Here is a 25,037-nt window from a genome sequence, read left to right as displayed (position 1 = left end):
TTTTTAGAATTTTTATCTTTAAATAAAAAAATCCTCTATGCTGATTTAAGCATAATTTAAAAATCGAGATAAAAACTTTAACATTTCTTTAACAGTGCTTTGGTTTCAGTATTGAGAGGTCAAGTTTATATCAATCGAAAATTACGTATTATGAAAAATATAATGTTAATTGGTTTTGTATCTTTATTAAGTTTCACAGCGTGTAACAAAGACAAAACTGACAGTGCAGCGAGTTTAGAAAGTCAAAAAGTTGAATTTCAACAAAGACAACTTGAGATCGAACAGCAAAAACTGGCAATCGAGAAAGAAAGAATGGTTTATGACCAGCAAAAGAAAACTGATTCATTAAATGCAGTTGCTACAAAACGTGCAAATGCAGCACCGGAAAGAGTGAGAACAAGAACAGTTTATGTTGATAATACACCACGTAGCAGCTCAAGCTCAAATTCAGGATCATCACAATCTTCCGGGACAACCGCATCAAGAAAACAAGGTTGGAGTGGTGCAGCCAAAGGAACCGTGATTGGAACAGTTGGCGGAGCAGCAGCAGGAGCGATAATATCCAAGAAAAATCCTGGTTTAGGTGCAGTGATTGGAGGTGTAGTTGGTGGTGCAACAGGTTACACAATCGGAAGATCGAATGATAGAAAATCAGGACGTGTAACGCCAAGATAAATTTTAAACATCATATTAAATAAAAAGATTGCTTATTTTTAAGCAATCTTTTTTTATGCTTTATATTTTATTTTCGATCATTGTACTGCTTCCCGTTTTTTCGGGTTTTGGTGCTTTATGTGGAAAAATATTGAGCGCAAAAATTATTAAACTTTCGTCAAAACTTATAGCCGGAATTAGTTCACTATCACTTCTTCTTATAACTCTTGCGTTTTTCATTCCTTTAAATATATATGTTGAAATTCCAGTTTTAGGAATCGGTTTTATTTCTTTTTTTTACTTTAAAATTTACAAGGAATTCTACGATTTATTGAAATGGAATTATAAAATATTTTTCATTTTCTTAATTATTATAATTTTCTCAGCGTCCTTTTATCCTTTTATTTTAGACCATTTTGGGTATTATGTTCCAACCATAAAATGGCTTTCCGAAATTGGATTGGTGAAGGGAATTTCAAATCTGGATCTGCTTTTGGGTCAAATGTCATTCTGGCATTTTTTGCAGGCAGGTTTTTCAAATTTTTCTGATATATATTTAAGATTAAATGCCGTTTTAATGGTTGTTTACTTGATCTATATTTTGGAAAATAAATCGTGGTTTCATCTTCTGTTTTTTCCTGTTTTATTACTTTTCACACAATCTCCGAGTCCAGATTTACCTGCGATTGTATTTTCTTTAATTATTTTAAATAAAATTCTGGAGGTAAATAAAAATGCAAATTTAATTTTTGCATTTTCAATTTTTGTTTTCGCGATAAAACCCACGATGATCTGGGTGCCAATAATTACTTTGCTCTACTCTATTTTTATTTTAAAATCTAATGTTAAATTTCTCTTTTTTGGTTTAATGATTTTTTGTCTTTTTATCTTAAAAAACCTTTACACATTTGGATTTCCAATTTTTCCGGTATCAGTTTTTGATTTAAATTTATCCTGGAGACCAAACGCACAATTATTGAAAATATCATCAGAAGTGGCCATTCAGAAAACTTTTGACATGCAATTTTCGATATCTCAAATCAATCAATTTTCAACTTTTGATCATATAAAAAACTGGCTTTTTTTAGATGGAATAAAATCTTTTATTCATTTATGTCTAATAGCATTATTAACAATTTTTACGTTTTTTGTTTTTAAAAAAAATAAAAAAATTATTTACTTTATTTGGATTTCTATTTTAGTTAAAATAATTTTAATTCTTCTTTTTTCAGCACAATACAGATTTTTCATTGATGTTTTTTTTGTCATATTTTTTATAATATTTTACCAAATATTTAGCAAAAAACTAATTTTACTTACAACCTCAATTCTGGTGATTTTTTCTTTTCTGTTTTTAAGTTTCCCGCAAATTATTAAAAACAATGTTCCGAGTTTTAAATTAGGAAATTACATGCTTGGAATTTCGAAAGATCAGTGGATTAAACCTGCGTATTTTAAATTAAACAATTATAAAACTTATAAAATTGGAAATCTAAAATTTAATATTGTTAAAAACTATCCTTTTTCTTTTGATACACCGATTCCCTCAATCTCACCAGAATATTTAAAGGAAGATCTGAATGCCGGAATTTTTCCCCAAATGATAACTAACAATATAAAAGATGGATTTATCTGGAAAAAGCTTTCCGTTGAAAACGAGCGAAAATTGAGAAAAATAGTGAAAGATCCCGGGTATTAAAAGTCAGTTATTTATCAATTTATACATCAAATTTTGCTAAAAATATTAGTAAATTTGTAGCATGTTCACATTAGGAAATTTTCTCACACTTTCTACCTTTGGAGAAAGTCACGGCGAGGCGTACGGCGGTATTTTAACCAATTTTCCGGCAGGTTTAGATCTAGATTTAGAAGAAGTTCAAAAACAATTGGATCGTAGAAAACCAGGTCAATCCTCTATCGTGACGCAACGTAAAGAAAGCGACACAGTAAAATTTTTATCAGGTATTTTTGAGGGGAAATCAACTGGAACGCCTATTGGTTTTTTAGTACCAAATGAAAATCAAAAATCAAAAGATTACGATCATATTGCAGAATATTACAGACCTTCCCACGCAGATTTCACTTACGATAAAAAATTTGGGATTCGCGACTTTCGCGGTGGTGGAAAATCATCTGCGCGTGAAACTTTAAACTGGGTAATAGCAGGAAGTTTAGCTAAACAATTTTTAACAAAAGACATTAAAATAAATGCTTATGTTTCTTCCGTCGGCGATATTTTTTGCGAAAAGCCTTATCAGGATTTAGATTTTTCTAAGATTGAATCCAACGATATTCGTTGTCCGGACGCAGAAACTGCAGAAAAAATGATAGCCAGAATTAAAGAAATAAAAAAAGAAGGAAACACGATTGGCGGTACAATTACCTGTGTTTTACAGAACGTTCCCATTGGAATTGGCGAACCTGTTTTCGGGAAATTACAAGCCGAACTGGCAAAAGGAATGATGAACATCAACGCTGCAAAAGGCTTCGAATACGGAAGTGGATTTTGTGGCGCAAGAATGACAGGATCAGAACACAATGATATTTTTAACGAAGACGGAACAACACAAAGCAACCTTTCCGGCGGAATTCAAGGTGGAATTTCAAACGGGATGGATATTTATTTTCGTGTAGCTTTTAAACCAGTCGCCACAATTTTAAGACCGCAGGATAGCATTGACAAAGAGGGAAATAAAATAACCGTTGAAGGAAAAGGACGCCACGATCCTTGCGTTTTACCTCGCGCAGTGCCTATCGTGGAAAATTTAGCTGCCTTTATATTGGCAGATTTATATTTAATTAATAAAATAAGAACCATTTAATGGAAAATTATTGGCAAAACGCCTTAAATCTAGAAGAATATCTTCAGATTTCAGAGCAGAGAATTCATAATAATCCGAATAAAAATGATGAATTTCAGGAATATTATGAACTTGGACTTACCAGAGTAAACCGTACTTTAAAGACTTACAAAATTGATAGTGAGCAATTATCAAAAGCAAACGAAAAAAATTTTAATGGAAAAATATTAATTATTTCTGAGCCTTGGTGTGGCGACGCAAGTGCAACTGTTCCAGCTGTCTCCAAGTTTTTTGAAGCTACTGGAAATGAAGTTAAGATATTTTTAAGGGATTCCGACACAACTTTAATTGACCAGTTTTTAACGAACGGCGCAAGAGGAATTCCTATTGTGATCATTTTAAATGAAGATTTTTCTGTTAAAAATTCCTGGGGACCGCGGCCAAAATATGGACAGGAATTATTAAAAGAATTTAAAGCAAACCCTGAAACTTATTCTGTAGATGAATTCCACAATGATCTGCAGGTTTATTATGCAAAAAATCGCGGCAAAGATGCGATCGAAGAAATTTTAAATTTATTGTAAATAATAACACTCCCTAAAAATCCAAAAATTACGTAACGTGGAAAAGAGATTGTATTTTGGCAAATAAAAATCAGATAATAATTTATAAATGAAATTTCTTAAAAAAAATATTTTCTATTTTGTACTAACTGCTTTCATGATCGCAGTTTTTACAATTCCAAAATTTGGTGATTTTATCCGTTCTCAAATTTTAATGAGTCCTTCCGTTAATAAAGTTCAGAGTGAAATTACGGTTTCTGATGCAGAATACAATGTGATTTTAAAAGGCATTAATGTTCCCGACGCCAATCTTAAAGACTTTAAAAATGAGACTCTTTTTTTAAATTTCTGGGGAACCTGGTGTCCGCCCTGTCGCGCAGAATGGCCAACGATTCAAAAATTATACGACTCAAAAAAGGGAAAAATGAAATTTGTTTTAGTTGCGATGCAGGAGAAAGAAGCCGACGTCAGAAAATTTTTAAAGGAAAATAATTATTCCGTGCCTGTTTATGTTGCGCAAAGTCCGCTTTCTGAAAAATTACTTGTGCAGATTTTCCCCACCACTTTCATCTTGGGAAAAGGCGGACGGATTTATCAAAAAGAAGAAGGATCAAAAGACTGGAATTCTAAAAGCGTTAGCGAATTTATTGATAACGTGACGAAATAATTTTAAAATTAAATGGAACAGATTTTGTAATTGTGATTAAAATATTTAAAAAATGGCCTCAAAAATAAATTTAGCAATAGAAGCTTTTAAGCATAAAGGTTTTGTTCAAAAAATCCCAACTATTTATCGGATGATCAATTCGATCCGCAAAAAACAATACAAACCAGAGATTAAAAATCTTTTAATTCCTGGTGCAGTTTTGCTTTACGTTTTATCCCCAATTGATGTTATCCCGGATTGGATTCCAGTTTTAGGACAAATGGATGATTTAGCTCTGGTTCTTTTGGCAATTCCATTACTAATAAAAGAAACCGAACGATTTCTAGAATGGGAAAATGAGAAATTGAGTAATAAATTCATCGAAACAAAAGCACTATAAAACTGATTTTTAAAAATCATAAAGCATCTTAATTAATTTTGAGATGCTTTTTTTTGTTAAAATCTTCACCGTATTATTTATAAAATTCATATTAAAAAAGATAAAATTTGAATAGTTTTGCAAAGTGAAAAGTCAACTTTATAAATCAGCAGTTTTTAGGCTTCATCTCATTGTTTTTTTATGGGGTTTTACGGCAATTTTAGGTAAGTTAATTCATGCTGAGGCAATGGCTTTGGTTTTTTACCGAATGTTATTCGCGTCAGTTTTTCTTTTTCTATATTTACGAGTTATTAAAAAAAGAAGCATTCATGTCTCAAAAAAAATCCTGCTTCAACTCTTTGGGATCGGTGGTTTAATGGCTTTTCACTGGCTTTGTTTTTTTTATTCCATTAAGGTTTCAAATGTTTCCATCGCACTCTCATGTCTCGCGACTTCCACACTTTTTGCCTCATTTATAGAACCCATTATTTTCCGTAGAAAAATAGATTTTTATGAAGTTTTGATCGGCGTGGTGATCGTTATATGTATCGCTGTCATCTTTCACGCAGAACTGAATTATAAGATCGGGATAATCGCCGGAATTTTATGCGCCTTTTTTGGGACGTTATTTTCAGTTTTAAATGGGAAAATGTTTGGGAAAACGAGTTCAGGCAATATTATTTTTTATGAAATATTCGGCGGATGGTTATTAATTACACTATTTTTTCTGGCAACAGGAAGTATTTTTAGCTTTAATGAAATAAGTTTCAGGGATTTAGCGTTACTAACAATATTAGCAAGTGTTTTCACCGCTTTTCCGATGTTTGAATCTGTTAATTTAATGAAATACATTTCGCCGTTTACATTGATCTTGACAGTAAATTTAGAGCCTGTTTACGGGATTATTTTTGCTTATTTTATCTTTGGAGAATCTGAGCATATGAGTCCAATATTTTACATTGCATCTCTCATTATGATTTTGGCAATAGTAGCAAACGGAATTATAAAGGCTAAACGGAAAAAAGCTGAGATAATAGCACAAATATAATTGATGAAAATAAAATTACTTTTTACTTTTTTACTTTTTTGCTGCTTTTCTCAGTCGCAAATTATTCGTAAATATTCCAATGAATTTTTAAATATTGGAGCTGGCGCCCGCGGTCTTGCGATGGGTGGCGCAGTGATTTCCAGTCAAAACGATGTTTATTCCCCAATGTGGAATCCCGCAGGCTTGTTAGGAATTGAAAGAGATTATCAGGTCGCTGCGATGCACGCAGAATATTTTGAGAGTATTGCAAAATACGATTACATTGCTTTTGCTAAACCTTTGGACAGTAAGAACGGTGTTTTTGCAGTTTCGCTGGTTCGTTTGGGTGTTGATAATATTTTAAATACTACCCAATTGATTGATAGTGAAGGCAATATTGATTACGATAAAATAACCAGTTTTTCGGCCTCAGATTATGCCGGATTGATTTCTTTTGCTTTTCATCCTGGTGGAAATCAAAAACTGGATCTTGGCGTAAATGCTAAAATTGTTTACCGAAATATTGGGAAATTTGCAACCGGTTACGGTTTCGGTTTTGATCTGGGCGCTATTTATCACGGCGATACAGGTTATAATTTTGGTGGAACTTTGCGCGATGCCACTTCAACAGTCAACTTTTGGACAGTCAATCAAAAGGAACTTTCCACCGTTGTAAATGGACAGGAATTTAATCCGGCACCGACGGATAAACTAGAAATTACCTTACCTAAATTAAATGTTGGTGTAAGCAAAAATTTCGATCTAAATCGGGACCTTTCTTTATTGCCTGAGGTTGGTTTAAATGTCGATTTCGCAAAAACGGCTGCATTGGTTTCTACAAGTTTTGCAAGCATCACGCCTTATGCAGGCGCTGAATTAAAATATCAGGATTTGATCTTTGTAAGAGTTGGTATAAATCAGTTTCAAAATATTACCGATATAGAAAATTTGAAGCGAAAAGTTTCCTTTCAGCCAAGCGGTGGAATTGGTGTAAAATACCGCGGTATCACCTTAGATTACGCCATTACAAATTCCGGAATTGGCGGCAGTAATTTTTACTCAAATTTCTTTTCTTTGAAGTTTGATATGGGCGATTTTAGGAATTAAGAATATCTTAATTTAATGATTTTCTTTTTTTTACCTAACTTTACGTAAATATAAATCTGCAATCATGCGTTACGTTCAGGAAGGAAAAATTCCACCAAAAAGACATACTATTTTTAAATCCGAAGAAGGCGATTTTTACTATGAACAACTTTTCGGGACGGAAGGATTTCACGGTATTTCTTCCCTACTTTACCATTTACAAAGACCGACGCAAATAAAATCAATCGGCGAACCAAAAGACGTTTCTCCAAAAATAGCGGTTGCTAAAAATGTGACGCCAAGAATGTTTAAAGGAATGAATGTTTCACCAGAAGCAGATTTTCTTGAAAGTCGAAAAGTGCTTTTGGTAAATAATGACGTAAAAATGGGTTTGGCAAAACCACAAAATTCTACGGATTATTTCTACAAAAACGCAGAATGTGATGAATTACTTTTCATCCATGACGGAACTGGAATTTTAAAAACCTTTGTTGGCGATTTAAGTTTTTCTAAAGGCGATTATTTAATTATTCCGCGCGGTACGATTTATAAAATAAAGTTTGACACTAAAGAAAACGTTTTATTTTTTCTTGAAAGTCATTCGCCAATATCTTCACCAAAACGCTATAGAAATGAATTCGGTCAACATTTAGAACATTCGCCATTTTGTGAAAGAGACATTGAAGTTCCGACTTTGCAAAAACCAACAAATGAAAAAGGTGATTTTTTAATTAAAGTAAAGAAGGAAAATCAGATCACGGATTTCATTTACGCAACACATCCTTTTGACGTCGTTGGTTGGGATGGTTATTTTTATCCTTATAAATTTAACATCAAAAATTTCGAACCAATAACTGGCAGAATTCACCAACCACCGCCGGTTCATCAGACTTTTGAAGCACACAATTTTGTAGTTTGCTCTTTTGTCGCGAGAATGTACGATTATCATCCACAATCAATTCCTGCGCCTTATAACCACTCAAACATTGATTCTGACGAGGTTTTATTTTACACGGAAGGCGATTTTATGAGCCGAAATCACATAGATTTAATGGATTTCACTTTGCATCCCGGCGGAATTGTTCACGGTCCTCATCCCGGCGCAATGGAACGAAGTATCGGCAAAAAATTTACTGAAGAATATGCTGTAATGGTCGATCCGTTCAGACCATTTCAAATAACAGAAGAAGCGATGAAAGTGGAAGATCCGACTTATAAAATTTCGTGGCTCGACATTCCTGAAAACGATATTAAAGATAGATTAATGGAATAATAGATTTTAATTCGTTAAAAGTATTCTTTACCACAAAGTCACAAAGAATCATTTTTTAATTTATTTTAAAAATTCACAAATTGAAAATCTCTAGATTTTCAAAATCTTGGTATTGTCTTAAATTACATCAAAAATATTTCCCCAACCCTAAAAGGAGTATTTTTGATGAAATTACTTGAAAAATTGTCCTCCCTTTAGCGTCGAGGAAAGAAAATTTCTTTATAAACTTTCTAAACTAAATCAATCTTTGTGACTTTGTGGTTAAATTTTACTCTCAATTTCATTAAACAGATTGACTAAAATCACAAATTAAAATTTTCATTGATTTTTTATAATTAGTACATTTACTTTTAAATAAAATATTAAATGATGCAAATTTACGTAAGTGCCGAAGAAGCTATTTCAGTAATAAAAAGTGGCGACAGAATTTTCTCTCATGGCAGCGCTTGCACACCGAATTTTCTAATTGACGAATTGGCAAGACAATCTTATCGATTAAAAAATGTCGAAATTGTTTCTATCACTCAACAAGGCAATGTAGAAGTGGCGAAACCACAGTACAAAGATTCATTTTTCATCAATTCACTTTTCGTTTCTACGCCCGTTCGCGATGCTGTAAATTCTGAGCGTGGCGATTTCGTTCCCGTTTTTTTGAGTGAAATTCCCACTTTATTTAGATCCGGAATTCTCGCCTTAGATGTCGCGATGATTACCGTTTCTACGCCAGACATTCACGGTTATTGCACACTCGGAACTTCCGTAGATGTCGCCAGAAGTGCTATTGACAATGCAAAATTAATTATAGCTCAGGTCAATCCAAAAATGCCCAGAACGCACGGCGAAGGAATGATCCATGTTTCCCGAATCCACAAAATGGTTTGGCATGAAGAAGAACTTTTGACAGTAAATTATGGCGCAAAAGTAACCGAAACCGAAATGATTATCGGCAAAAATATCGCAGAATTAATTGACGACAAAAGCACTCTGCAAATGGGAATCGGCACTATTCCGGATGCCGTTTTAAGTTGCCTTCACAACCACAAAGATTTGGGCGTTCACACCGAAATGATAAGCGATGGAATTGTAGATTTGGTCGCAAAAGACATCATCAACAATAAATTTAAAGGCACGCATCTTAACCGAACCATCACAAGTTTTGCGTTCGGCACCAAAAAATTATACGATTATATCAATGACAATCCTTCCTTTGAATTTATGGATGTAGAACACGTCAATTACCCCATTAATATTATGAAAAATAAGAAAATGGTCGCTATTAATTCTGCCATAGAAATAGATTTAACGGGGCAGGTTTGCGCAGATTCCATCGGCACTTACCAATTTTCCGGCATTGGCGGACAAATGGATTTTATGCGTGGCGCGGCACTCAGCGAAGGTGGAAAACCAATCATCGCCATTTCTTCCCGCACCAAAAAAGGCGTTCCCAGAATTGTCCCTTTCTTAAAACCCGGCGCCGGCGTTGTTACCACACGCGGCCATATTCATTGGGTGGTCACGGAGTTTGGTGTCGCCAATCTTTACGGCAAAAACCTGCTTCAGCGCGCAAAAGCACTCATAGAAATTTCCCATCCAGACGACAGAGAAATGCTTGAAAAAGCCACTTTCGAACGTTTTAAAATTGGCCAGTAAACTATTTAGGAGCAACACGGTTTTGCTTTTTTTCAATATTGTACCCGCTTTCCATTACAATCTTTTTCGTCATTGCGAGGAACGAAGCAATCCGTTGAAAATGATCGCAATCGCAATAACAAAAAAGGATTTCCATTGCAATCGGGGCTAAAAATACGGGTATTTTTTTGTTTCACTGGAAGTAAATTATGAATATTAAAGAAAAAAAGGACTGCGTTTTTTGTATTATTTAACTTGCGTATACTTACTAATTAATCTTTCGTATTCTGTATATTTATAAACATAATACTACATTAGCGCTACATTTACTCGCAATTACAAATTTTTACTTTTAGAAAAGTTGCGTATATTTGATAGTTAGCAGAAATTATATGAAAATTAGTACGTTTGTATTCTTCGCCTTAATTATAATCGGATGCAAAGAAAAACCGCTTTCAGAAATTAAAAAGGAGAACGAATATTATCTATTCAAAAAACAAATTTCGCCGAATGAGAAATTTGACATATTCAAATATTGTCGAAATGGCACATTTGCATTTAGTGGTGATATTTGCGGAACTTTTATAAGGGAAAAAGGAGAAAGTTTTTCAGAAAATAATAATTATAAAATAGAGGGTAATATTAAATTTTGGGAAAATGATACACTTTCAATAAATAGATTTGACAGTTCTCTAAATCAGCCTAGAGACACAACCGGAAAAATTTCGTACGAAAAATTCAAAGATTTGACTTTAAAAATATATACTTATGGTTCAATAAATTCGAGCGGAATAAAAAAATACAGTTTCGATAATTTTAAAATTACCAAAAAACAATTGTGCTTTGAAAATATCAAAAGTATTATGGGAGAACCGCTAAAAGACAATTGTTTTGACCTTGGAAATATTGAAATTATTAATAGTACAAATGGATTAAAGGAAATTATTATTGAACGTATTTCAAAATCAATGGATTTTAAGTATCGAAATTCAGATGGAACAATAACAGAAAATTTACCTGAAATTAAGGTTTTGGATTTGCATTTGATTCCTACAAAAAAAATCAAAATTATGAACATCGAAAAATTGAAAGGTGTTTTTATAGATGTTGAATAATAACTTCTGCTAACACGGTATTTCTATTAGCGGGGCGGAAGTTTATATCATCAATATTTTCGCTAATTGTACAATTTGTTATATTTACAAAGACTTGTTATAAAAAGTCCCCGCCAACAGAAATACCCAACCGTTATCTGCAACAACTTACAAATTTTGTTCATAAATAAGTTACTTACATGAAAGTTAAAATTTACTTGATCTTGTGCTTTTATTTTTTCTTGTCTTGTACAGAAAACAAATTTGGAATTGATAAAAACATTCCTGATAAAACTGATTTTAATAAAGAACTAAATATTGAATTAAATAAACATTATTTAGAATAACATGGAAAAAAATATGATTTAAAATGGGAATTATTAGATAAAAATGCAATAGAGAAAAAAGATTCATTTCCAGAATATTTTGTTTGGATAGAAATGTTCAAAAAAGATAAACTACAAAATCAAGGTTTAGTTAAACTTATTGTAAAGGATAAAAAATTCTAATTACTAAGTTTTATGAATGATGAGCGATTAAAAGCAGACCCTATTGACGCATCCAAAGAATTCCCATCAAATATTTTGGTGAAAATTAAAAATAAATAATATTTCTGCAGAAAAAATGGTTCCCAAATTTGCGGAATTGTAATCCATGACCAAAACTATTTTAAAATCTTTTTTTTAACTAGAAAACGAACAACCATGAAACTCGAACTCTATCAAATTGATGCTTTTACAGATAAAATTTTTGGTGGAAATCCGGCTTGTGTGGTGCCTTTAGAAAAATGGTTACCAGACGATATTCTTCTAAAAATTACAAAAGAAAATGCGGTGGCTGAAACGGCTTTTTTTGTAGATAAAGGAGAAAAAATACATTTGCGCTGGTTCACGCCCGAAATTGAAATGGATTTGTGCGGTCACGCAACTCTTGCAACGGCGCATTGTTTAAAAACAATCCTAAATTACAAAAGCAATAAAATAATCTTTGAAACTTTAAGTGGCGATTTGACCGTTCATGTAGAAGACGATTTCTATTTTTTAGACTTCCCGTCAAGAATGCCACTTGAAAGCACTTTACTTGAAAACTTCTCAAAGTCTTTAAACATCCAACCAAAAGAAGTTTTAAAATCACGGGATTATGTTTTAGTCTATGATTCAGAAGAGGATATTAAAAACATATCCATCAACCGCCAATTTTTTGACGAAATAAACCTCGAAACAGGCGGCGTAATTGTGACCGCAAAAGGCGAGAACTGCGATTTTGTTTCCCGCTTTTTTACGCCGCAAGCCTCTATTTTAGAAGATCCAGTGACGGGTTCGGCGCATTGTTCATTAATTCCATTTTGGGCAAAACGTTTGAATAAAAATCAATTGACGGCAATGCAAATTTCAGAACGTGTTGGGAAATTAAATTGAACCAATAAAGAAAACCGGGTCATAATTAGCGGACAAGCCAGAACGTATTCCAAAGGAAATCTTTGGACAGATGGCGATTTTGATGATTTGTAATCCTTCACGAGTTATATTTAAAATTAATTTTAACAAAAAAAATCACGGAATAAAAATTCAGACGTTGCGGATTTATACTCTGTGACCATTAATTTTTAGAAAATTACTTACTTTTCTCTGCTAAATAATTGGCAAGTACTTTATCCACCAACTCCTCTTTCGTCAAATGGTGAAAAACAGTTTTTATCTGATGTCTCACCTCATCTGGAATTTCGCGGTTTGGCTTGGTTTTAAAGACTTTTTTTGCCCAGACTAAAGTATTATTCCATTCGATAGATTCTGCGTCAGCTTTTTTTACCGGCTTAAAATGAATACCCAGTTCTTTTTCAAAATCAGCAATCTCAGAAACTTCTTCCTCTTGAATGATCGTCATTGAAAGTCCCTTTGCTCCTGCACGACCCGTTCTTCCACTTCTATGAACGTAGGCTTCGGTCGTATCTGGTAAATGGTAATTGACAACATAGGCTAATTCTTTTACATCAATTCCTCTGGCAACGAGATCTGTCGCAACCAATATATCAATATATCCTTCACGAAACTGATCCATTATCCGATCCCGAATTCCCTGTGTTAAACTACCGTGTAAAGCACCCGAAGAAATTTTTCGGATGGCAAGATTTTTCGCTAATTTATTAACTGCCGCTTTGGTTTTGCAAAAAATAATCCCACTTCCACCTTCCTGTGAGTTTAAAAAATGCAAAAGTACATCCAGTTTTTCTATTGGATCAACAACAATATATTGATGGTCAATACTTTCATTTCCAATAATTTCCATGTCAGAATTAATGGAAACTGCGCTTTTTGAAATAAAATTATGCACGACATCCTTCAGCTCGCCAGGCATTGTTGCGCTGAATAAATAAGTATTCCGTGTTTTAGGTAAAGCTTTTAAGATCGGCATAATGTCTTCCTTTAAAGCCTGAAACATTTCATCTGCTTCATCTAAAACCAAGTTTTTTAAAGATTTAATGTCGAACGTATTTTTTTCTAATAAATCTAAAAATCGTCCTGGCGTAGCGACAATTATTTGTGCGCCAGATTTTAATTCTTCAACTTGTGATTTCACCGTATTTCCTCCTGTTAACAAAACAATTGAAATTTCTGGAGTATATTTTGAAAAACCCTTAAGATTATTAAAAATCTGTTGGCTTAATTCTCTTGTAGGTGATAAAATTAAAGTTTGAACATTTGTATTTTCAACGTCAACCAATTGCAAAAGTGGCAATCCGAAAGCGGCGGTTTTTCCCGTTCCTGTTTTTGCTAGCGCAACTAAATCTTCTTTTTGATTCAAAATTATCGGAATTACTTCTTCCTGAATTTCCGTTGCAACAGTAATTTCTAAATCTTTTAAGGCGTTATGAAGTTTTTTAATAATTCCTAAATCGGATATTAGTCGGGGCATTGTAATTTTTTTACAAAGATAACCACAGTTTTTGTGAATAAATTATTCATGGTTAATAATTGTAGATTTTTATTTAAATTATAATCTGACAATGCTAAAAATTTAAGCAAATCTTAATCTCCACCACTTCAACTTTATTATAACTTTACACTTTAAAAATAAATATTTAAATCTATCAAATGTCAAAATCTATGAAATCAAAAGTTTGTTTCTTGCTTGTAAGTTTAACGATGATTGCTTTTGAAGGTTCTACAAATAGGTTATCTTCACAAGAATTAAGTGGTTCTGTTTCACACTCATTTAAAATTTTTAGTCAAATAAGGTATAATAACACGCCTAAAGATCTCGAAGAATTTGGAATAAGTCCAAGTATTTTGCATCCTCCCACAACGTTTTTAAATCCTCTTCCTAATGATCCAAATTCAAAAGGCAATGGCAATGTTGATAATAAAATTATAGATTTTGTAAATTTAAAGACAATTGCAAAAAATGATCTAAACTCAAATCCAAAAACACCTGTAGTTCTTGATGTTGAATCCTGGAATTTTAATCCCGCTGATATATCTAATTCTGTTCAAAATTTTAAACGAGTTATCTCAACTTATAAAAGTATAAATCCAACTGCACCTTTGGGCTTTTATGCCACTTTTCCCCAGACAAAATATGAATGGAGCAATATTAACACTGGTGAAAAATATAAAAAATGGCAAAGTGTAAATGATAAATTAAAATCAATAATAAAGGATATTCAATTTTTTGCGGCAAGTCTTTACACAAGAAATAATATTGTTGATTCCGCAAACTGGAAATCTTTTGCACAAGCCAATATTAACGAGTGTCGCAGGCTAAATCAAAAAATTCCTGTGTATGCTTACATAGAACCGCAAGTCGCAAAAACCGCCCAATTTTTACCAGCGAAGTATTGGAATTTTGAATTAAACGAATTATATAAAATGGGCTATGATGGTGTCATTATTTGGATCTCTAACAAAGACGAAAATGGAACTATTTTAACTTTTGCGGAAGCTCAAAAAGAGAATTGGTGGAAAACGACGCTAAATTTTATTAAAGAAAAAAACATAAAAGTTTTGCAATAACTTAATTACACCAAGCAAATTTATCAGCAATAATTTCTTCCTTGTGAATTTTTAAATATGCTAAAAACTCTTCAGAAACTGGTGAATGTTTCTTTCCTTCGCGCCAGATGAGTTGCCATTCTGTTGTAATTGGTAAACCGGGACACGGAATTATTTGAAGTTTTCCCGTTTCTAATTCATTCCGCAAACCAATTAACGGCATGATGCTAAAGCCTAAACCTGCTAAAATCGATTGTTTTACCGCTTCATTAGTTGCTAATTCCATTCTTTTGATGACCGTAAGATTTTGATCTTCAATAAATTTTTCCATTGTTTGTCGCGTTCCAGAACCTTCTTCACGAAAAATTAATGGCAAATTTTTAAAGATCTCTTCTACTTTCTGATCGGGTTTAAAATCGATTCCAGTTTTCCCCACCAAGTATAAATTGTTATCTAAAAGATCAAGTTTTTCAACTTTCATTTTTGATGGTAAAAGTGAAACCAAGGCAAAATCAATTTCATTATTTTCTAAACTTTCAATCACTTTTTGCTTATTTGTCACGTCCATTTGTAGTTTAACTTCTGGATGTAAATTCATAAAATCTGTCAAAAAATAAGGCATCACATATTTCGCAGTGGATACGATAGAAATTCTTAATCGACCTGCCAATAAACCTTTGTAAGCAGCAGTTTTAAAATCAATCGCCTGAACTTGTTGAAGAATTTGTTCTGCGGATTCCGCAATTTCTCGTCCAAAATCTGTAATTTGAATTTTTCGACCAACAACTTCCGTTAAAGGAATTGGGAATTGATCTTGAAAATTTTTAAGTTGGATAGAAACTGCGGGTTGACTTAAAAATAATTCTTCTGAGGCTTTTGTTACACTTTCAGTTTGCACAATTTTTAAAAATACTCGCAATTGATTTAAAGTATAATTCATAAAATTAATTTATATATATCATTGTAAATATATATAAAAATATATGAATTAAAAAATTCAACTTTGCCCCACTAAATAATTAAAAACAAATTTACATGACACGAATTACAGTCGCAAAAGGAGATGGAATTGGACCAGAAATTATGGATGCTACCTTAAGTATTTTAAAAGCAGCCGGTGCACAAATTGAAATTGATGAAATAGAAGTTGGTGAGAAAGTTTATTTATCAGGAAACACTTCTGGAATTGCAAAGGAATCTTGGGACACGATCAGAAAAAATAAAATTTTCTTAAAAGCGCCGATTACTACACCACAAGGTGGCGGTTATAAAAGTCTGAATGTAACGACCAGAAAATTTCTTGGTTTGTATTCTAATGTTCGACCTTGTATGAGTTTAAGTCCTTTTGTGACCACAAAACATCCGAAAATGGATCTCGTTATCATTCGTGAAAATGAAGAAGACACTTATGGCGGAATCGAGCACCAGCAAACGGATGAAGTAGTGCAATGTTTAAAATTGATCAGCCGACCTGGTTGTGAAAAAATTGTAAGATATGCTTTTGAATATGCTAAAGTTTATGGCAGAAAAAAAGTGACTTGTTTCACAAAAGACAATATTATGAAACAAACCGACGGTTTATTTCATAAAATTTTTGACGAAATTGCTTTAGAATATCCTGAGATTGAAAACGAACACTGGATCATTGATATAGGCGCCGCGAAAATGGCAGATACACCTGAAGTTTTTGACGTGATTGTTACTTTAAATCTTTATGGAGATGTACTTTCTGATATTGCGGCTCAAATCGCAGGTTCTGTAGGTTTGGCTGGATCCGCCAATATTGGTGAAGAATGTGCGATGTTTGAAGCCATTCACGGTTCTGCGCCGAGACGTGCCGGTCAAAATATGGCTAATCCTTCCGCTTTATTAGAAGGTGCTGTGATGATGTTAAACCACATTGGGCAAACCGAAGTCGCAGAAAAAGTACAAAATGCTTGGTTAAAAACTATTGAAGACGGTATTCATACTTACGATATTTATAGAGAAGGAACCAGTAAAGAAAAAGTGGGAACCAAAGAATTTGCGGAAGCAATTATTAAAAATTTAGGTCAAAAACCTTCAATTTTAAAAGAAGTTCATTTCGCAAAAGATGCTGTTTTACACTTACCAAAATATGTTAAAAAAGCCCCGATGAAAAAGGATTTAGTTGGTGTTGATCTTTTTGTGGATTGGAAAGGTACCGATCCAAATGAATTGGCAGAAAAACTGCAAAGCATTAACACAGAAAACAAACATCTAACAATGATCACCAATCGAGGTATAAAAGTTTGGCCAAATGGTTTTGAAGAAACCTTTTGCACCGACCACTGGAGATGCAGATTTGAACCAAATGAAGGGAAAATACTATACAAAAATAACATCATTACACTTTTGGCCAAAGCCTTAGATGCGAAAATTGATGTAGTGAAAACTGAAAATTTATATAATTTCGATGACAAAGCGTGTTATTCGTTAGGACAAGGTCAATAAAATTAGAACCTTAAATTAAAACTAGCAAATAAAAGATGCAGAACTTCTGCATCTTTTTTAACAAAAAAAATAAATATGACATCTTCAGAAATATTAAAATTAAGTCTTATTGACGGTAGTTTTTCAGCGGAAGAAGCCAAAGAAATATTATTAAAAATTTACCACACGAAATTAAATTTTCATCAGCGAAATAATCTAAGCAGTCAAGAGCGGTTTGGTAAAAATAATGCAATAGCTGAATTAAGAATTCCGATACTCCAAAAAAGTATTGAGGAAATAAAAGACTTCACAAAATTGGCAAAAAATAAAAATTTAAGCATTAATATTTCTTCTCAAATCACATTGGATTTAATGAAACATGATTAAAATAAAAAAGTTGAGCGAAATAAATCTGCTCAACTTTTAATGAAAAACTTAATATAATTATTTTGAAGCAGTTGGTGCTTTACCACCTTCTGGAACAAAAATGAGTGCTGCTGAATTCATACAAAATCTTTGACCAGTTGGTTCCGGTCCGTCATCAAAAACGTGACCTAAATGAGAACCGCTTTTGCTGTCTACCACTTCACTTCTCGTCATTCCATCGCTGTTATCAGTTATGATTTTGATCGCATCACTTGATATCGGCTGATAAAAACTTGGCCATCCTGTTCCGGAATCAAATTTGGTTTCGGAACTAAAAACCGGTTGCAAAGAAGCTGCCGAATAATAAGTTCCTTTTTTATAAAAATGGTCCAACTTTCCTGTAAATGCCATTTCTGTCCCTTGTTCGCGCAGGACTGTATATTGATTTGGTGTCAACCTTGCCTTCCATTCGGCATCAGACAATTTCATTGGATAATTTGATTTTGCAACTTGCGTCGTTTTCGAACTGCTTTTTGCTCCTTTACTTTGGGCTTTATTACAGCTTAAAGTAAAAAAAGCTAAAAGTATGAGTAAATAATGACTTGTTTTATTTAACATGATGTTTTTTTTAATTAGTTATACTGTTTAGATTTACGAGATTTTGTGTCTTTCAGATTTTGTTGTAATAAATTTTAAATGAATGAAACCTATTATATTAAATGAAATTTACTGTTTTTAATTAGCGTATAAAAATTTTCCGAAAATCAAAAAATGCAGAAGTTGAAAGCACTTTTTTAAGATAATTTGATTTTTATGCTTTTCTGATATGAAGAGTTTTTTCAGTTTTGTTCTTTACCAACCTTCATTAAAACCATTTTTTAGCGCCAGTTGGTAATTTTCTTGATTAAAGATATATAAATCCGGTGCTTTGTGCGCGCCACCTTTTCGGGTTTCTTCTAATTTAGTTAAAATATTGTAGCGCAACATTTTTCTGTAGAAATTTCCCCGATTAAGTTTTTTAGATAAGATAATTTCATAAAGTTTTTGAAGTTCGGGCATGGTAAATTTTTCGGGCAATAAATTGTAGCCAATCGGTTTATGGATCAATTGTTTTCTTAAAGTGGCAAGTGCTTTTTCAAAAATAAAATTGTGGTCCATCATTAGTTCCGGCAGATCATCAATTGATTTCCATTCGCATTTAATTGAAAATTCATCCACTACTAAATTAACTTTTGTGTAATCTACCAAAGCATAAAAACCAACTGAAACAAAACGCTGTTTATTCCACAAATCATCCGCATAATCTTGAAAAAAACCTTCCGATCTATTAATATCCCCAAAAACTCGAAATTGTTGTAAGTAGACATTTTCCGCGCCGGTTCTGTCTTTCAGGATTCTATTAGCAGCATCTATTAAATTTTCATCTTTTAATATATAACCTCCCGGTAATGCCCAGATTTCATCATCCAAAATTTTTACTACCAAAACTTTCAGCTCATTTTCATGAAATCCAAAGACAATGCAATCTATAGAAAGATTTGGCAAATAGATTTCCCAGGAATTTGCAGATATATTAGCTATTTTATTTCTAAAGTCCATTTTGCAAAAATATAATTAAAAACATTTGAATTTGCTAAAATTATCATATTCAATATTTTACAACATTATTTTACAATCATTAAACTTAAAATAATTATTTTAAAAATAAATTATACATTTTTAATGGAAAATGAAATTTTATAAAATTATCTGTAAAAATATTTTGCAATTTAAATATAATTAATTAATATTGCTTCATATTGAAGCAATAATTTATTTTAAAACTATAAAAACTATTTATATGATTAAACATTCTCTACAAAAAACAGCTAAAGCCTCACTTTTTACTGCGCTGATTATTTCCGGTTCTTCCCTGAAAGCCAATCCTATTAAGGGTTTTCTAACCAATGACCCTATAATTAAAGTAGGTGGATTAAAATTTTCTGATCTAAACAGAAACGGAAAATTAGATAAATTTGAAGATTATCGTCTTCCAATTGAAGACCGAATAAAAGATATACTTAGTAAAATGACAGATGATGAAAAAGCCTCACTTCTCATCGGAAGCGGAATTCCCGGTTTTAGTACGGGCGCAACAGCATTTGATCCATCACAAGACAAAAGTAAAGTTCCAGGCGCTGCGGGCGGAACAAATCCTATTAAACGCCTCGGTATTCCAGCAGTTATTGTTTCTGACGGACCTGCGGGCGTAAGAATAAATCCTACAAGACCCGATGATAAAAACACTTATTACACAACAGCATTTCCTGTAGGAACTTGTCTTGCTTCAACCTGGAACGAAAACCTCATCAAAAATGTTGGAAAAGCGATGGGAAATGAAGTAAAAGAATATGGCATTGACGTTTTACTTAGTCCGGCAATGAATATCCACCGAAATCCTTTGTGCGGTAGAAATTTTGAATATTACTCTGAAGATCCACTTTTATCAGGCAAAATTGCGGCGGCAATGGTAAACGGCGTGCAATCAAACGGCGTCGGAACATCCATCAAACATTTTGTGGCAAATAATCAGGAGCGCAACAGAATGGATGTCAATGAGCACATCAGCGAACGCGCATTAAGAGAAATTTATCTAAAAAGTTTTGAAATTGCCGTAAAAGAATCACAACCCTGGACCGTAATGTCCTCTTATAATTTAGTTAACGGCACTTATACTTCTGCCAGAAAAGATCTGCTCACTACAATTTTGCGTAATGAATGGGGATTTAAAGGTCTGGTAATGAGCGACTGGTTTGGCGGTTACAGTGATTTTTCTGGTGAAAATTCAGCTTTTAAAAAAGATGCAACAAGTGACGTCACAAAACAACTTGTCGCAGGAAATGATCTTCTTATGCCCGGAATGCCCAATCAAAAAGCGGCAATTCTGGAAAACATGAAAAATGGTAAACTTTCCAAAGAAATTGTAGATCTAGATGTGAGCAGAATTTTAGCTTTAATTTTAAAATCACCGGTGATGAATAAATACAAATATTCAAACAAACCAGATTTAAAGGAAAATGCAAAAATTACCAGAGAAGCTGCAGCAGAAGGCACAATACTTTTAAAAAATGACAAAAACACACTTCCTTATAACTCTAAAAAAAATCCATTAGCGGTTTTTGGTATCACTTCTTACAATTTTATTTCTGGCGGAAGTGGTAGCGGAAAAGTAAATCAGGCATACACAGTTTCTCTAATTGACGGCTTAACAAATTCTGGCTTCTCAATTGATAAAAATCTAGAATCTCTTTACAAACCATATGTTGATGAACAAGGTGCAATCGAAGCTGCACGTATGAAAAAAGACGGTATTTTGGCCATACCAAAAAGAATTCCTGAACTGGAAGTGAGCAAAGCAGTAATTTCTTCACAAGCTAATGTCGCAGAAATGGCGATGATCACAATCGGGCGAAATGCGGGAGAAAATGCAGACCGAAGCGTGGACGATGATTTTAATCTAGCACCAGATGAAGTTAATTTAATAAATAATGTATCGGAAGCTTTTCATGCAAAAGGTAAAAAAGTGGTTGTTATTTTAAATATCGGCGGCGTTATAGAAACTGCTAGCTGGCGTGATAAAGTGGACGCGATAATTTTGCCTTGGCAAGGCGGACAGGAAGGCGGAAATTCTGTAGCAGATATTTTCACCGGAAAAGTAAATCCGTCCGGTCGTTTAACAATGACATTCCCCGTAAAATACGAGGATACTCCTTCAGCGAAAAACTGGCTGGGGACGCCTCCGGGAAACAAACCGAAAGATGTCAATTATGAAGAAGGAATTTATGTGGGTTACCGCTATTTTAATACCTTTAAAGTAAAACCGGCTTATGAATTTGGTTACGGATTATCTTATACAAACTTTGAATATTCTGATTTAAAATTGAGCAGCACAAAATTTTCAGGAAAAATGGAAGTTAAAGTGACCGTGAAAAATACTGGGAAAACTGCCGGGAAAGAAGTTGTACAACTGTATTTATCAGCGCCAGACAAATCCACCGATAAACCAAGTGAAGAATTAAAAGCTTTTGGTAAAACAAAATTACTTCAACCTGGCGAAAGCGAAACTTTGACCTTAACTTTAAATTCCGATCAACTCGCTTCATTTATCTCAAAAAGAAACAGCTGGATCGCGGACGCAGGAAATTACAAAATCTCGGTAGGTTCTTCTTCCACAAATATTAAAAAAACTGCAAATTTTTACGTTGGGAAAGAGATCATCGTTCAAAAGACAAATCCTGCTTTTGCTGAAGATGTTGCTTTTACTGACTTAAAAAGCAAATAGAAAAATCACATTTTTCCTATTTTCTAAATATTAATTAAAAAAAAGTTTACCGAATTAGTTCCGGTAAACTTTTTTTTAAATTGATTTTTAAAACAAAAATTTATGATAATATCATCAAATAATATTAAGTAAAATATTTTACTTAATATTTTTATTTATAAAATATTTTTACTAATTTAGCAGTGTCAAAATCAATCGACATTTAGAAACAAAAATGAGAAATTATTTAATAATCGGCGGTTCATCAGGAATCGGTAAAGCTTTGGTTAAACTTCTTCAAACTGAAGGAAGTAACATCACGGCCACTTTTAACGACACACAACCGGAAGAAAATTTAGATAATGTCCGTTATATTCATTTAAATGTTTTAGAAAACAGCTTAGATCTCGAAACTTTACCGGAAGAAATTCATGGTTTGGTATACTGCCCGGGAAGTATTAATTTGAAACCTTTTCACAGATTTTCAGAGGAAGATTTTTTAAATGATTTTAAGCTTCAGGTTCTTGGCGCAACCAAAATTATCCGTGAAATTTTACCAAAATTAAAAGTCAGCGGAACAGCTTCGATCGTTTTGTTTTCAACGGTTGCCGTACAGTCAGGTTTTAATTTTCACTCGCAAGTCGCCATGTCAAAAGGTGCTATCGAAGGCTTAACAAAATCTTTAGCGGCAGAATTTGCACCAAAAATTCGGGTCAATGCAATTGCGCCGTCTTTAACAGATACACCTTTAGCAGGAAAAATTTTAAGCACCGAAGAAAAAAAATCAGCTCAGGCAGAACATAATCCATTGAAAAAAGTGGGCGAAGCAAAAGATATTGCAGAAATTGCTGCCTTTTTATTATCAGAAAAAGCCTCCTGGATCACGGGTCAAATTATTCACGTGGACGGTGGTTTTTCAACTCTCAAATAAGTTATTTTAGTTTTTTATATGTGTTAATTTTTGTTTGTTCCTGCACTTCTTCTAAGTGCAGGTCTTTTTTTTCACAAAAAAAAACAGGATCAAAAAATCCTGCTTTTTATTTTATTTTTTATCAACAACAATTCTTTCCTTTCTGTTTGCCAGTTCCCAGGCTGTTGCAAAAACTAGTTGCGCTCTCTTTGCCAGTAAAACATAATTAATTTTTTCCGGATCGTCTGTTGGTTTATGATAATCCTCATGAATGCCATCAAAGAAAAATGCGACAGGAATTCCTTTTTTAGCAAAGTTATAATGGTCACTTCGGTAATATAAACGCTGCGGATCTTTTGGATCATCATATTTATAATTTAATTTCAATTGATTGGTTTGCGCATTAGCCGTCTCATTTATTGTTTTCAATTCTTTTGAAAGCATCTCGGAACCAATTACATAAACATAATCCTGACCTCTGTTCTCAGCATCGTCGCGGCCGATCATATCAATATTTAAATCTGCAACGGTATTTGCCAAAGGAAAAATTGGATTATCAGAATAATAGGCCGATCCAAACAAACCGTGCTCTTCACCCGTCACATGTAAAAAAAGAACAGAACGCTTTGGTCCGTGACCTTCTTTTGCGGCTTTATTAAATGCTTCGGCAATCTCCATCACACCCACAGTTCCACTTCCGTCATCATCCGCCCCGTTGTAAACTACGCCGTTTTTTGTACCAACGTGATCGTAATGTGCAGAAACAACAATGATTTCTTCAGGTTTTTCTGAACCTTTTATGAAAGCCAGAATATTAGCTGAATCATTAAAAGTTTCACCCCTGCTTTTTTTATTCATGTAATCTGCAGGAACGGTTTGTAGATAAGATGTCATTTCAGTTGGGTGACCGATGTTCAAATTTTTATAATAATTGATAATATAATCAGCGGCGCGCTTTTGTCCGGGACTTCCTGTGTCTCTTCCTTCCATATTATCTGCGGCAATCACGTAGAGATTTTTCTTTAAATCTTCACTTTTAATAGAAGAAAAAGCACTTTTAAAAGCTTTTCCCTCATAAGAATAATTGACAGCAGCGCAACTGGAAAGCATTGCTACGAAACCAAATGTCAACAGACCTGTTTTTAACTTCATATTTTAATTTTTTTTAAAGATAATAATTTTTACTCTAAATAGTCAAACCGTTAATAAGTGTTAAATCTTACCATTCTATTCAAAAATGGAATGTTTTATGTATAAAATTTAGCAAATAAAATATACTATTATGGAAAATGAAAAAGTAATAAGCTTGCTGAATGATTTGATCACAAAAAATTATGATGCAGAAAATGGCTATAAAGAAGCGGCGGAAAAAACCGAACATTCATCTTTAAAATCCTATTTTGAAAGTCAGGCGAAAAACCGCTACGATTTCGGACATGAGATAAAAGCGCTGATCGCAAAATATGGTGGCGAACCAATTAAAGGAACAAGCATCGCAGGCGATCTTCATAGAACCTGGCTTGCCATAAGAAACGCTTTTACAGATGGAGATAATGCGATTTACGACGAATGCATTAGAGGCGAAGAAGCTTTCTCCAATGAATATGGTGAAATGTTGATCGACCATGAATTGCCGGAAGACGTTAAAAGTTTGGTGAGAAAACAGAAAGAATCTGCTGACAAAGCGCTTCTTTCTTTGCGAGCAATGGAAGGTTTCGCCAAATAAGAATTAAGTTTTTTAAGTTTTTTTAAATGACTTTACTGAAAAGTAAGGTCATTTTTTATTTTTGATTTTTATTTGAAAAAAGTTCTATTTGGTATTGTTTGAATTAAAAATGCAAAAATCTTTGTTTCAAATAAAATCATCTT

22 protein-coding genes and 1 pseudogene are annotated in these 25,037 nt (G+C 33.2%); 18 read left to right on the top strand and 5 right to left on the bottom strand.

Going from position 1 to position 25,037, the window contains the following annotated elements:
• Positions 1–150: 150 nt before the first annotated feature.
• The 12 genes and pseudogenes from BM238_RS00880 to BM238_RS00825 all read left to right on the top strand — a co-directional run bounded on the left by BM238_RS00880 (position 151) and on the right by BM238_RS00825 (position 12,663).
• Entirely contained in the window at positions 151–675 is a 525-nt protein-coding gene (locus BM238_RS00880) for a YMGG-like glycine zipper-containing protein (protein WP_090078306.1), read from the top strand.
• Positions 676–730: 55 nt separating this feature from the next.
• Positions 731–2,353 (top strand): LIC_10190 family membrane protein, encoded by a 1,623-nt coding sequence (locus BM238_RS00875; protein ID WP_090078305.1) that lies wholly within the window; start codon positions 731–733, stop codon positions 2,351–2,353.
• A gap of 61 nt (positions 2,354–2,414) precedes the next feature.
• Positions 2,415–3,476, top strand: a complete 1,062-nt coding sequence (aroC, locus tag BM238_RS00870) for a chorismate synthase (RefSeq protein ID WP_090078304.1) — start codon at positions 2,415–2,417, stop codon at positions 3,474–3,476.
• Positions 3,476–4,039 carry a thioredoxin family protein gene (locus tag BM238_RS00865; RefSeq protein WP_090078303.1) on the top strand — a complete coding sequence of 188 codons (564 nt, stop codon included), beginning with the start codon at positions 3,476–3,478 and terminating at the stop codon, positions 4,037–4,039. Before aroC ends, BM238_RS00865 begins: the two co-directional genes overlap by 1 nt.
• Positions 4,040–4,127: 88 nt before the next feature.
• A complete protein-coding gene (locus BM238_RS00860; RefSeq protein WP_090078302.1) occupies positions 4,128–4,685 on the top strand; it encodes a TlpA family protein disulfide reductase in 558 nt (185 codons plus the stop codon).
• Positions 4,686–4,737: 52 nt separating this feature from the next.
• Positions 4,738–5,064 (top strand): YkvA family protein, encoded by a 327-nt coding sequence (locus tag BM238_RS00855; RefSeq protein ID WP_090078301.1) that lies wholly within the window; start codon positions 4,738–4,740, stop codon positions 5,062–5,064.
• A gap of 124 nt (positions 5,065–5,188) precedes the next feature.
• The gene (locus BM238_RS00850) at positions 5,189–6,091 is read left to right on the top strand and encodes a DMT family transporter (protein WP_233741885.1); all 903 of its coding nucleotides are present in this window, start codon (positions 5,189–5,191) and stop codon (positions 6,089–6,091) included.
• Between the two features lie 3 nt (positions 6,092–6,094).
• Positions 6,095–7,177 (top strand): putative type IX sorting system protein PorV2, encoded by a 1,083-nt coding sequence (locus tag BM238_RS00845; RefSeq protein WP_090078300.1) that lies wholly within the window; start codon positions 6,095–6,097, stop codon positions 7,175–7,177.
• 64 nt (positions 7,178–7,241) lie between these two features.
• The gene (locus BM238_RS00840; protein ID WP_090078299.1) at positions 7,242–8,429 is read left to right on the top strand and encodes a homogentisate 1,2-dioxygenase; all 1,188 of its coding nucleotides are present in this window, start codon (positions 7,242–7,244) and stop codon (positions 8,427–8,429) included.
• 369 nt (positions 8,430–8,798) lie between these two features.
• Entirely contained in the window at positions 8,799–10,079 is a 1,281-nt protein-coding gene (locus tag BM238_RS00835; protein WP_090079069.1) for an acetyl-CoA hydrolase/transferase family protein, read from the top strand.
• A gap of 371 nt (positions 10,080–10,450) precedes the next feature.
• On the top strand, positions 10,451–11,173 hold the full coding sequence (locus tag BM238_RS00830; protein WP_090078298.1) for a hypothetical protein: 723 nt from the start codon (positions 10,451–10,453) through the stop codon (positions 11,171–11,173).
• A gap of 683 nt (positions 11,174–11,856) precedes the next feature.
• A pseudogene (locus BM238_RS00825) lies at positions 11,857–12,663 on the top strand (PhzF family phenazine biosynthesis protein).
• 103 nt (positions 12,664–12,766) lie between these two features.
• Here the strand turns inward: BM238_RS00825 and BM238_RS00820 are convergent.
• A complete protein-coding gene (locus tag BM238_RS00820; RefSeq protein ID WP_090078296.1) occupies positions 12,767–14,065 on the bottom strand; it encodes a DEAD/DEAH box helicase in 1,299 nt (432 codons plus the stop codon).
• 179 nt (positions 14,066–14,244) lie between these two features.
• On the opposite strand from BM238_RS00820, the gene BM238_RS00815 reads away from it, so the two are divergent.
• Entirely contained in the window at positions 14,245–15,162 is a 918-nt protein-coding gene (locus tag BM238_RS00815; RefSeq protein WP_090078295.1) for a hypothetical protein, read from the top strand.
• Position 15,163: 1 nt separating this feature from the next.
• Here the strand turns inward: BM238_RS00815 and BM238_RS00810 are convergent, their stop codons facing one another.
• On the bottom strand, positions 15,164–16,081 hold the full coding sequence (locus tag BM238_RS00810; RefSeq protein WP_090078294.1) for a LysR family transcriptional regulator: 918 nt from the start codon (positions 16,079–16,081) through the stop codon (positions 15,164–15,166).
• Between the two features lie 95 nt (positions 16,082–16,176).
• Between BM238_RS00810 and BM238_RS00805 the strand changes: the two genes are divergently transcribed.
• Both BM238_RS00805 and BM238_RS00800 read left to right on the top strand, forming a co-directional pair.
• Complete coding sequence (locus tag BM238_RS00805; protein ID WP_090078293.1) at positions 16,177–17,613, top strand: NADP-dependent isocitrate dehydrogenase; 1,437 nt, start codon at positions 16,177–16,179, stop codon at positions 17,611–17,613.
• Between the two features lie 75 nt (positions 17,614–17,688).
• Positions 17,689–17,979 (top strand): hypothetical protein, encoded by a 291-nt coding sequence (locus tag BM238_RS00800; RefSeq protein ID WP_090078292.1) that lies wholly within the window; start codon positions 17,689–17,691, stop codon positions 17,977–17,979.
• A gap of 57 nt (positions 17,980–18,036) precedes the next feature.
• Here BM238_RS00800 and msrB read toward each other — a convergent pair whose 3' ends face one another.
• Positions 18,037–18,576: a peptide-methionine (R)-S-oxide reductase MsrB gene (msrB, locus tag BM238_RS00795; protein WP_090078291.1), complete on the bottom strand. Its 540-nt coding sequence runs from the start codon at positions 18,574–18,576 to the stop codon at positions 18,037–18,039.
• Positions 18,577–18,810: 234 nt separating this feature from the next.
• Positions 18,811–19,557, bottom strand: coding sequence for an NUDIX hydrolase (locus BM238_RS00790; protein WP_090078290.1), 747 nt, complete (start codon positions 19,555–19,557; stop codon positions 18,811–18,813).
• A gap of 241 nt (positions 19,558–19,798) precedes the next feature.
• Here BM238_RS00790 and BM238_RS00785 point away from each other — a divergent pair, with 241 nt between their 5' ends.
• Positions 19,799–22,279 carry a glycoside hydrolase family 3 N-terminal domain-containing protein gene (locus BM238_RS00785; protein WP_090079068.1) on the top strand — a complete coding sequence of 827 codons (2,481 nt, stop codon included), beginning with the start codon at positions 19,799–19,801 and terminating at the stop codon, positions 22,277–22,279.
• A gap of 214 nt (positions 22,280–22,493) precedes the next feature.
• Positions 22,494–23,189 carry an SDR family NAD(P)-dependent oxidoreductase gene (locus BM238_RS00780; RefSeq protein ID WP_090078289.1) on the top strand — a complete coding sequence of 232 codons (696 nt, stop codon included), beginning with the start codon at positions 22,494–22,496 and terminating at the stop codon, positions 23,187–23,189.
• A gap of 111 nt (positions 23,190–23,300) precedes the next feature.
• Here BM238_RS00780 and BM238_RS00775 read toward each other — a convergent pair whose 3' ends face one another.
• Positions 23,301–24,320: a M28 family metallopeptidase gene (locus tag BM238_RS00775; protein WP_394333968.1), complete on the bottom strand. Its 1,020-nt coding sequence runs from the start codon at positions 24,318–24,320 to the stop codon at positions 23,301–23,303.
• Positions 24,321–24,450: 130 nt separating this feature from the next.
• Between BM238_RS00775 and BM238_RS00770 the strand changes: the two genes are divergently transcribed.
• A complete protein-coding gene (locus BM238_RS00770; RefSeq protein WP_090078288.1) occupies positions 24,451–24,894 on the top strand; it encodes a ferritin-like domain-containing protein in 444 nt (147 codons plus the stop codon).
• Positions 24,895–25,037 lie beyond the last annotated feature (143 nt).

This window comes from Halpernia frigidisoli, from assembly GCF_900113805.1.
GTDB classification, from domain to species: domain Bacteria; phylum Bacteroidota; class Bacteroidia; order Flavobacteriales; family Weeksellaceae; genus Halpernia; species Halpernia frigidisoli.
This window is presented reverse-complemented; position numbering and strand designations above follow the sequence as displayed.

Bases quoted from the DNA above. Each gene is read 5' to 3' on its own strand.
- BM238_RS00880 (WP_090078306.1), top strand. From the start codon at position 151: ATGAAAAATATAATGTTAATTGGTTTTGTATCTTTATTAAGTTTCACA.
- BM238_RS00875 (WP_090078305.1), top strand. From the start codon at position 731: ATGCTTTATATTTTATTTTCGATCATTGTACTGCTTCCCGTTTTTTCG.
- aroC (WP_090078304.1), top strand. From the start codon at position 2,415: ATGTTCACATTAGGAAATTTTCTCACACTTTCTACCTTTGGAGAAAGT.
- BM238_RS00865 (WP_090078303.1), top strand. From the start codon at position 3,476: ATGGAAAATTATTGGCAAAACGCCTTAAATCTAGAAGAATATCTTCAG.
- BM238_RS00860 (WP_090078302.1), top strand. From the start codon at position 4,128: ATGAAATTTCTTAAAAAAAATATTTTCTATTTTGTACTAACTGCTTTC.
- BM238_RS00855 (WP_090078301.1), top strand. From the start codon at position 4,738: ATGGCCTCAAAAATAAATTTAGCAATAGAAGCTTTTAAGCATAAAGGT.
- BM238_RS00845 (WP_090078300.1), top strand. From the start codon at position 6,095: ATGAAAATAAAATTACTTTTTACTTTTTTACTTTTTTGCTGCTTTTCT.
- BM238_RS00840 (WP_090078299.1), top strand. From the start codon at position 7,242: ATGCGTTACGTTCAGGAAGGAAAAATTCCACCAAAAAGACATACTATT.
- BM238_RS00835 (WP_090079069.1), top strand. From the start codon at position 8,799: ATGCAAATTTACGTAAGTGCCGAAGAAGCTATTTCAGTAATAAAAAGT.
- BM238_RS00830 (WP_090078298.1), top strand. From the start codon at position 10,451: ATGAAAATTAGTACGTTTGTATTCTTCGCCTTAATTATAATCGGATGC.
- BM238_RS00820 (WP_090078296.1), bottom strand. From the start codon at position 14,065: ATGCCCCGACTAATATCCGATTTAGGAATTATTAAAAAACTTCATAAC.
- BM238_RS00815 (WP_090078295.1), top strand. From the start codon at position 14,245: ATGTCAAAATCTATGAAATCAAAAGTTTGTTTCTTGCTTGTAAGTTTA.
- BM238_RS00810 (WP_090078294.1), bottom strand. From the start codon at position 16,081: ATGAATTATACTTTAAATCAATTGCGAGTATTTTTAAAAATTGTGCAA.
- BM238_RS00805 (WP_090078293.1), top strand. From the start codon at position 16,177: ATGACACGAATTACAGTCGCAAAAGGAGATGGAATTGGACCAGAAATT.
- BM238_RS00800 (WP_090078292.1), top strand. From the start codon at position 17,689: ATGACATCTTCAGAAATATTAAAATTAAGTCTTATTGACGGTAGTTTT.
- msrB (WP_090078291.1), bottom strand. From the start codon at position 18,576: ATGTTAAATAAAACAAGTCATTATTTACTCATACTTTTAGCTTTTTTT.
- BM238_RS00790 (WP_090078290.1), bottom strand. From the start codon at position 19,557: ATGGACTTTAGAAATAAAATAGCTAATATATCTGCAAATTCCTGGGAA.
- BM238_RS00785 (WP_090079068.1), top strand. From the start codon at position 19,799: ATGATTAAACATTCTCTACAAAAAACAGCTAAAGCCTCACTTTTTACT.
- BM238_RS00780 (WP_090078289.1), top strand. From the start codon at position 22,494: ATGAGAAATTATTTAATAATCGGCGGTTCATCAGGAATCGGTAAAGCT.
- BM238_RS00775 (WP_394333968.1), bottom strand. From the start codon at position 24,320: ATGAAGTTAAAAACAGGTCTGTTGACATTTGGTTTCGTAGCAATGCTT.
- BM238_RS00770 (WP_090078288.1), top strand. From the start codon at position 24,451: ATGGAAAATGAAAAAGTAATAAGCTTGCTGAATGATTTGATCACAAAA.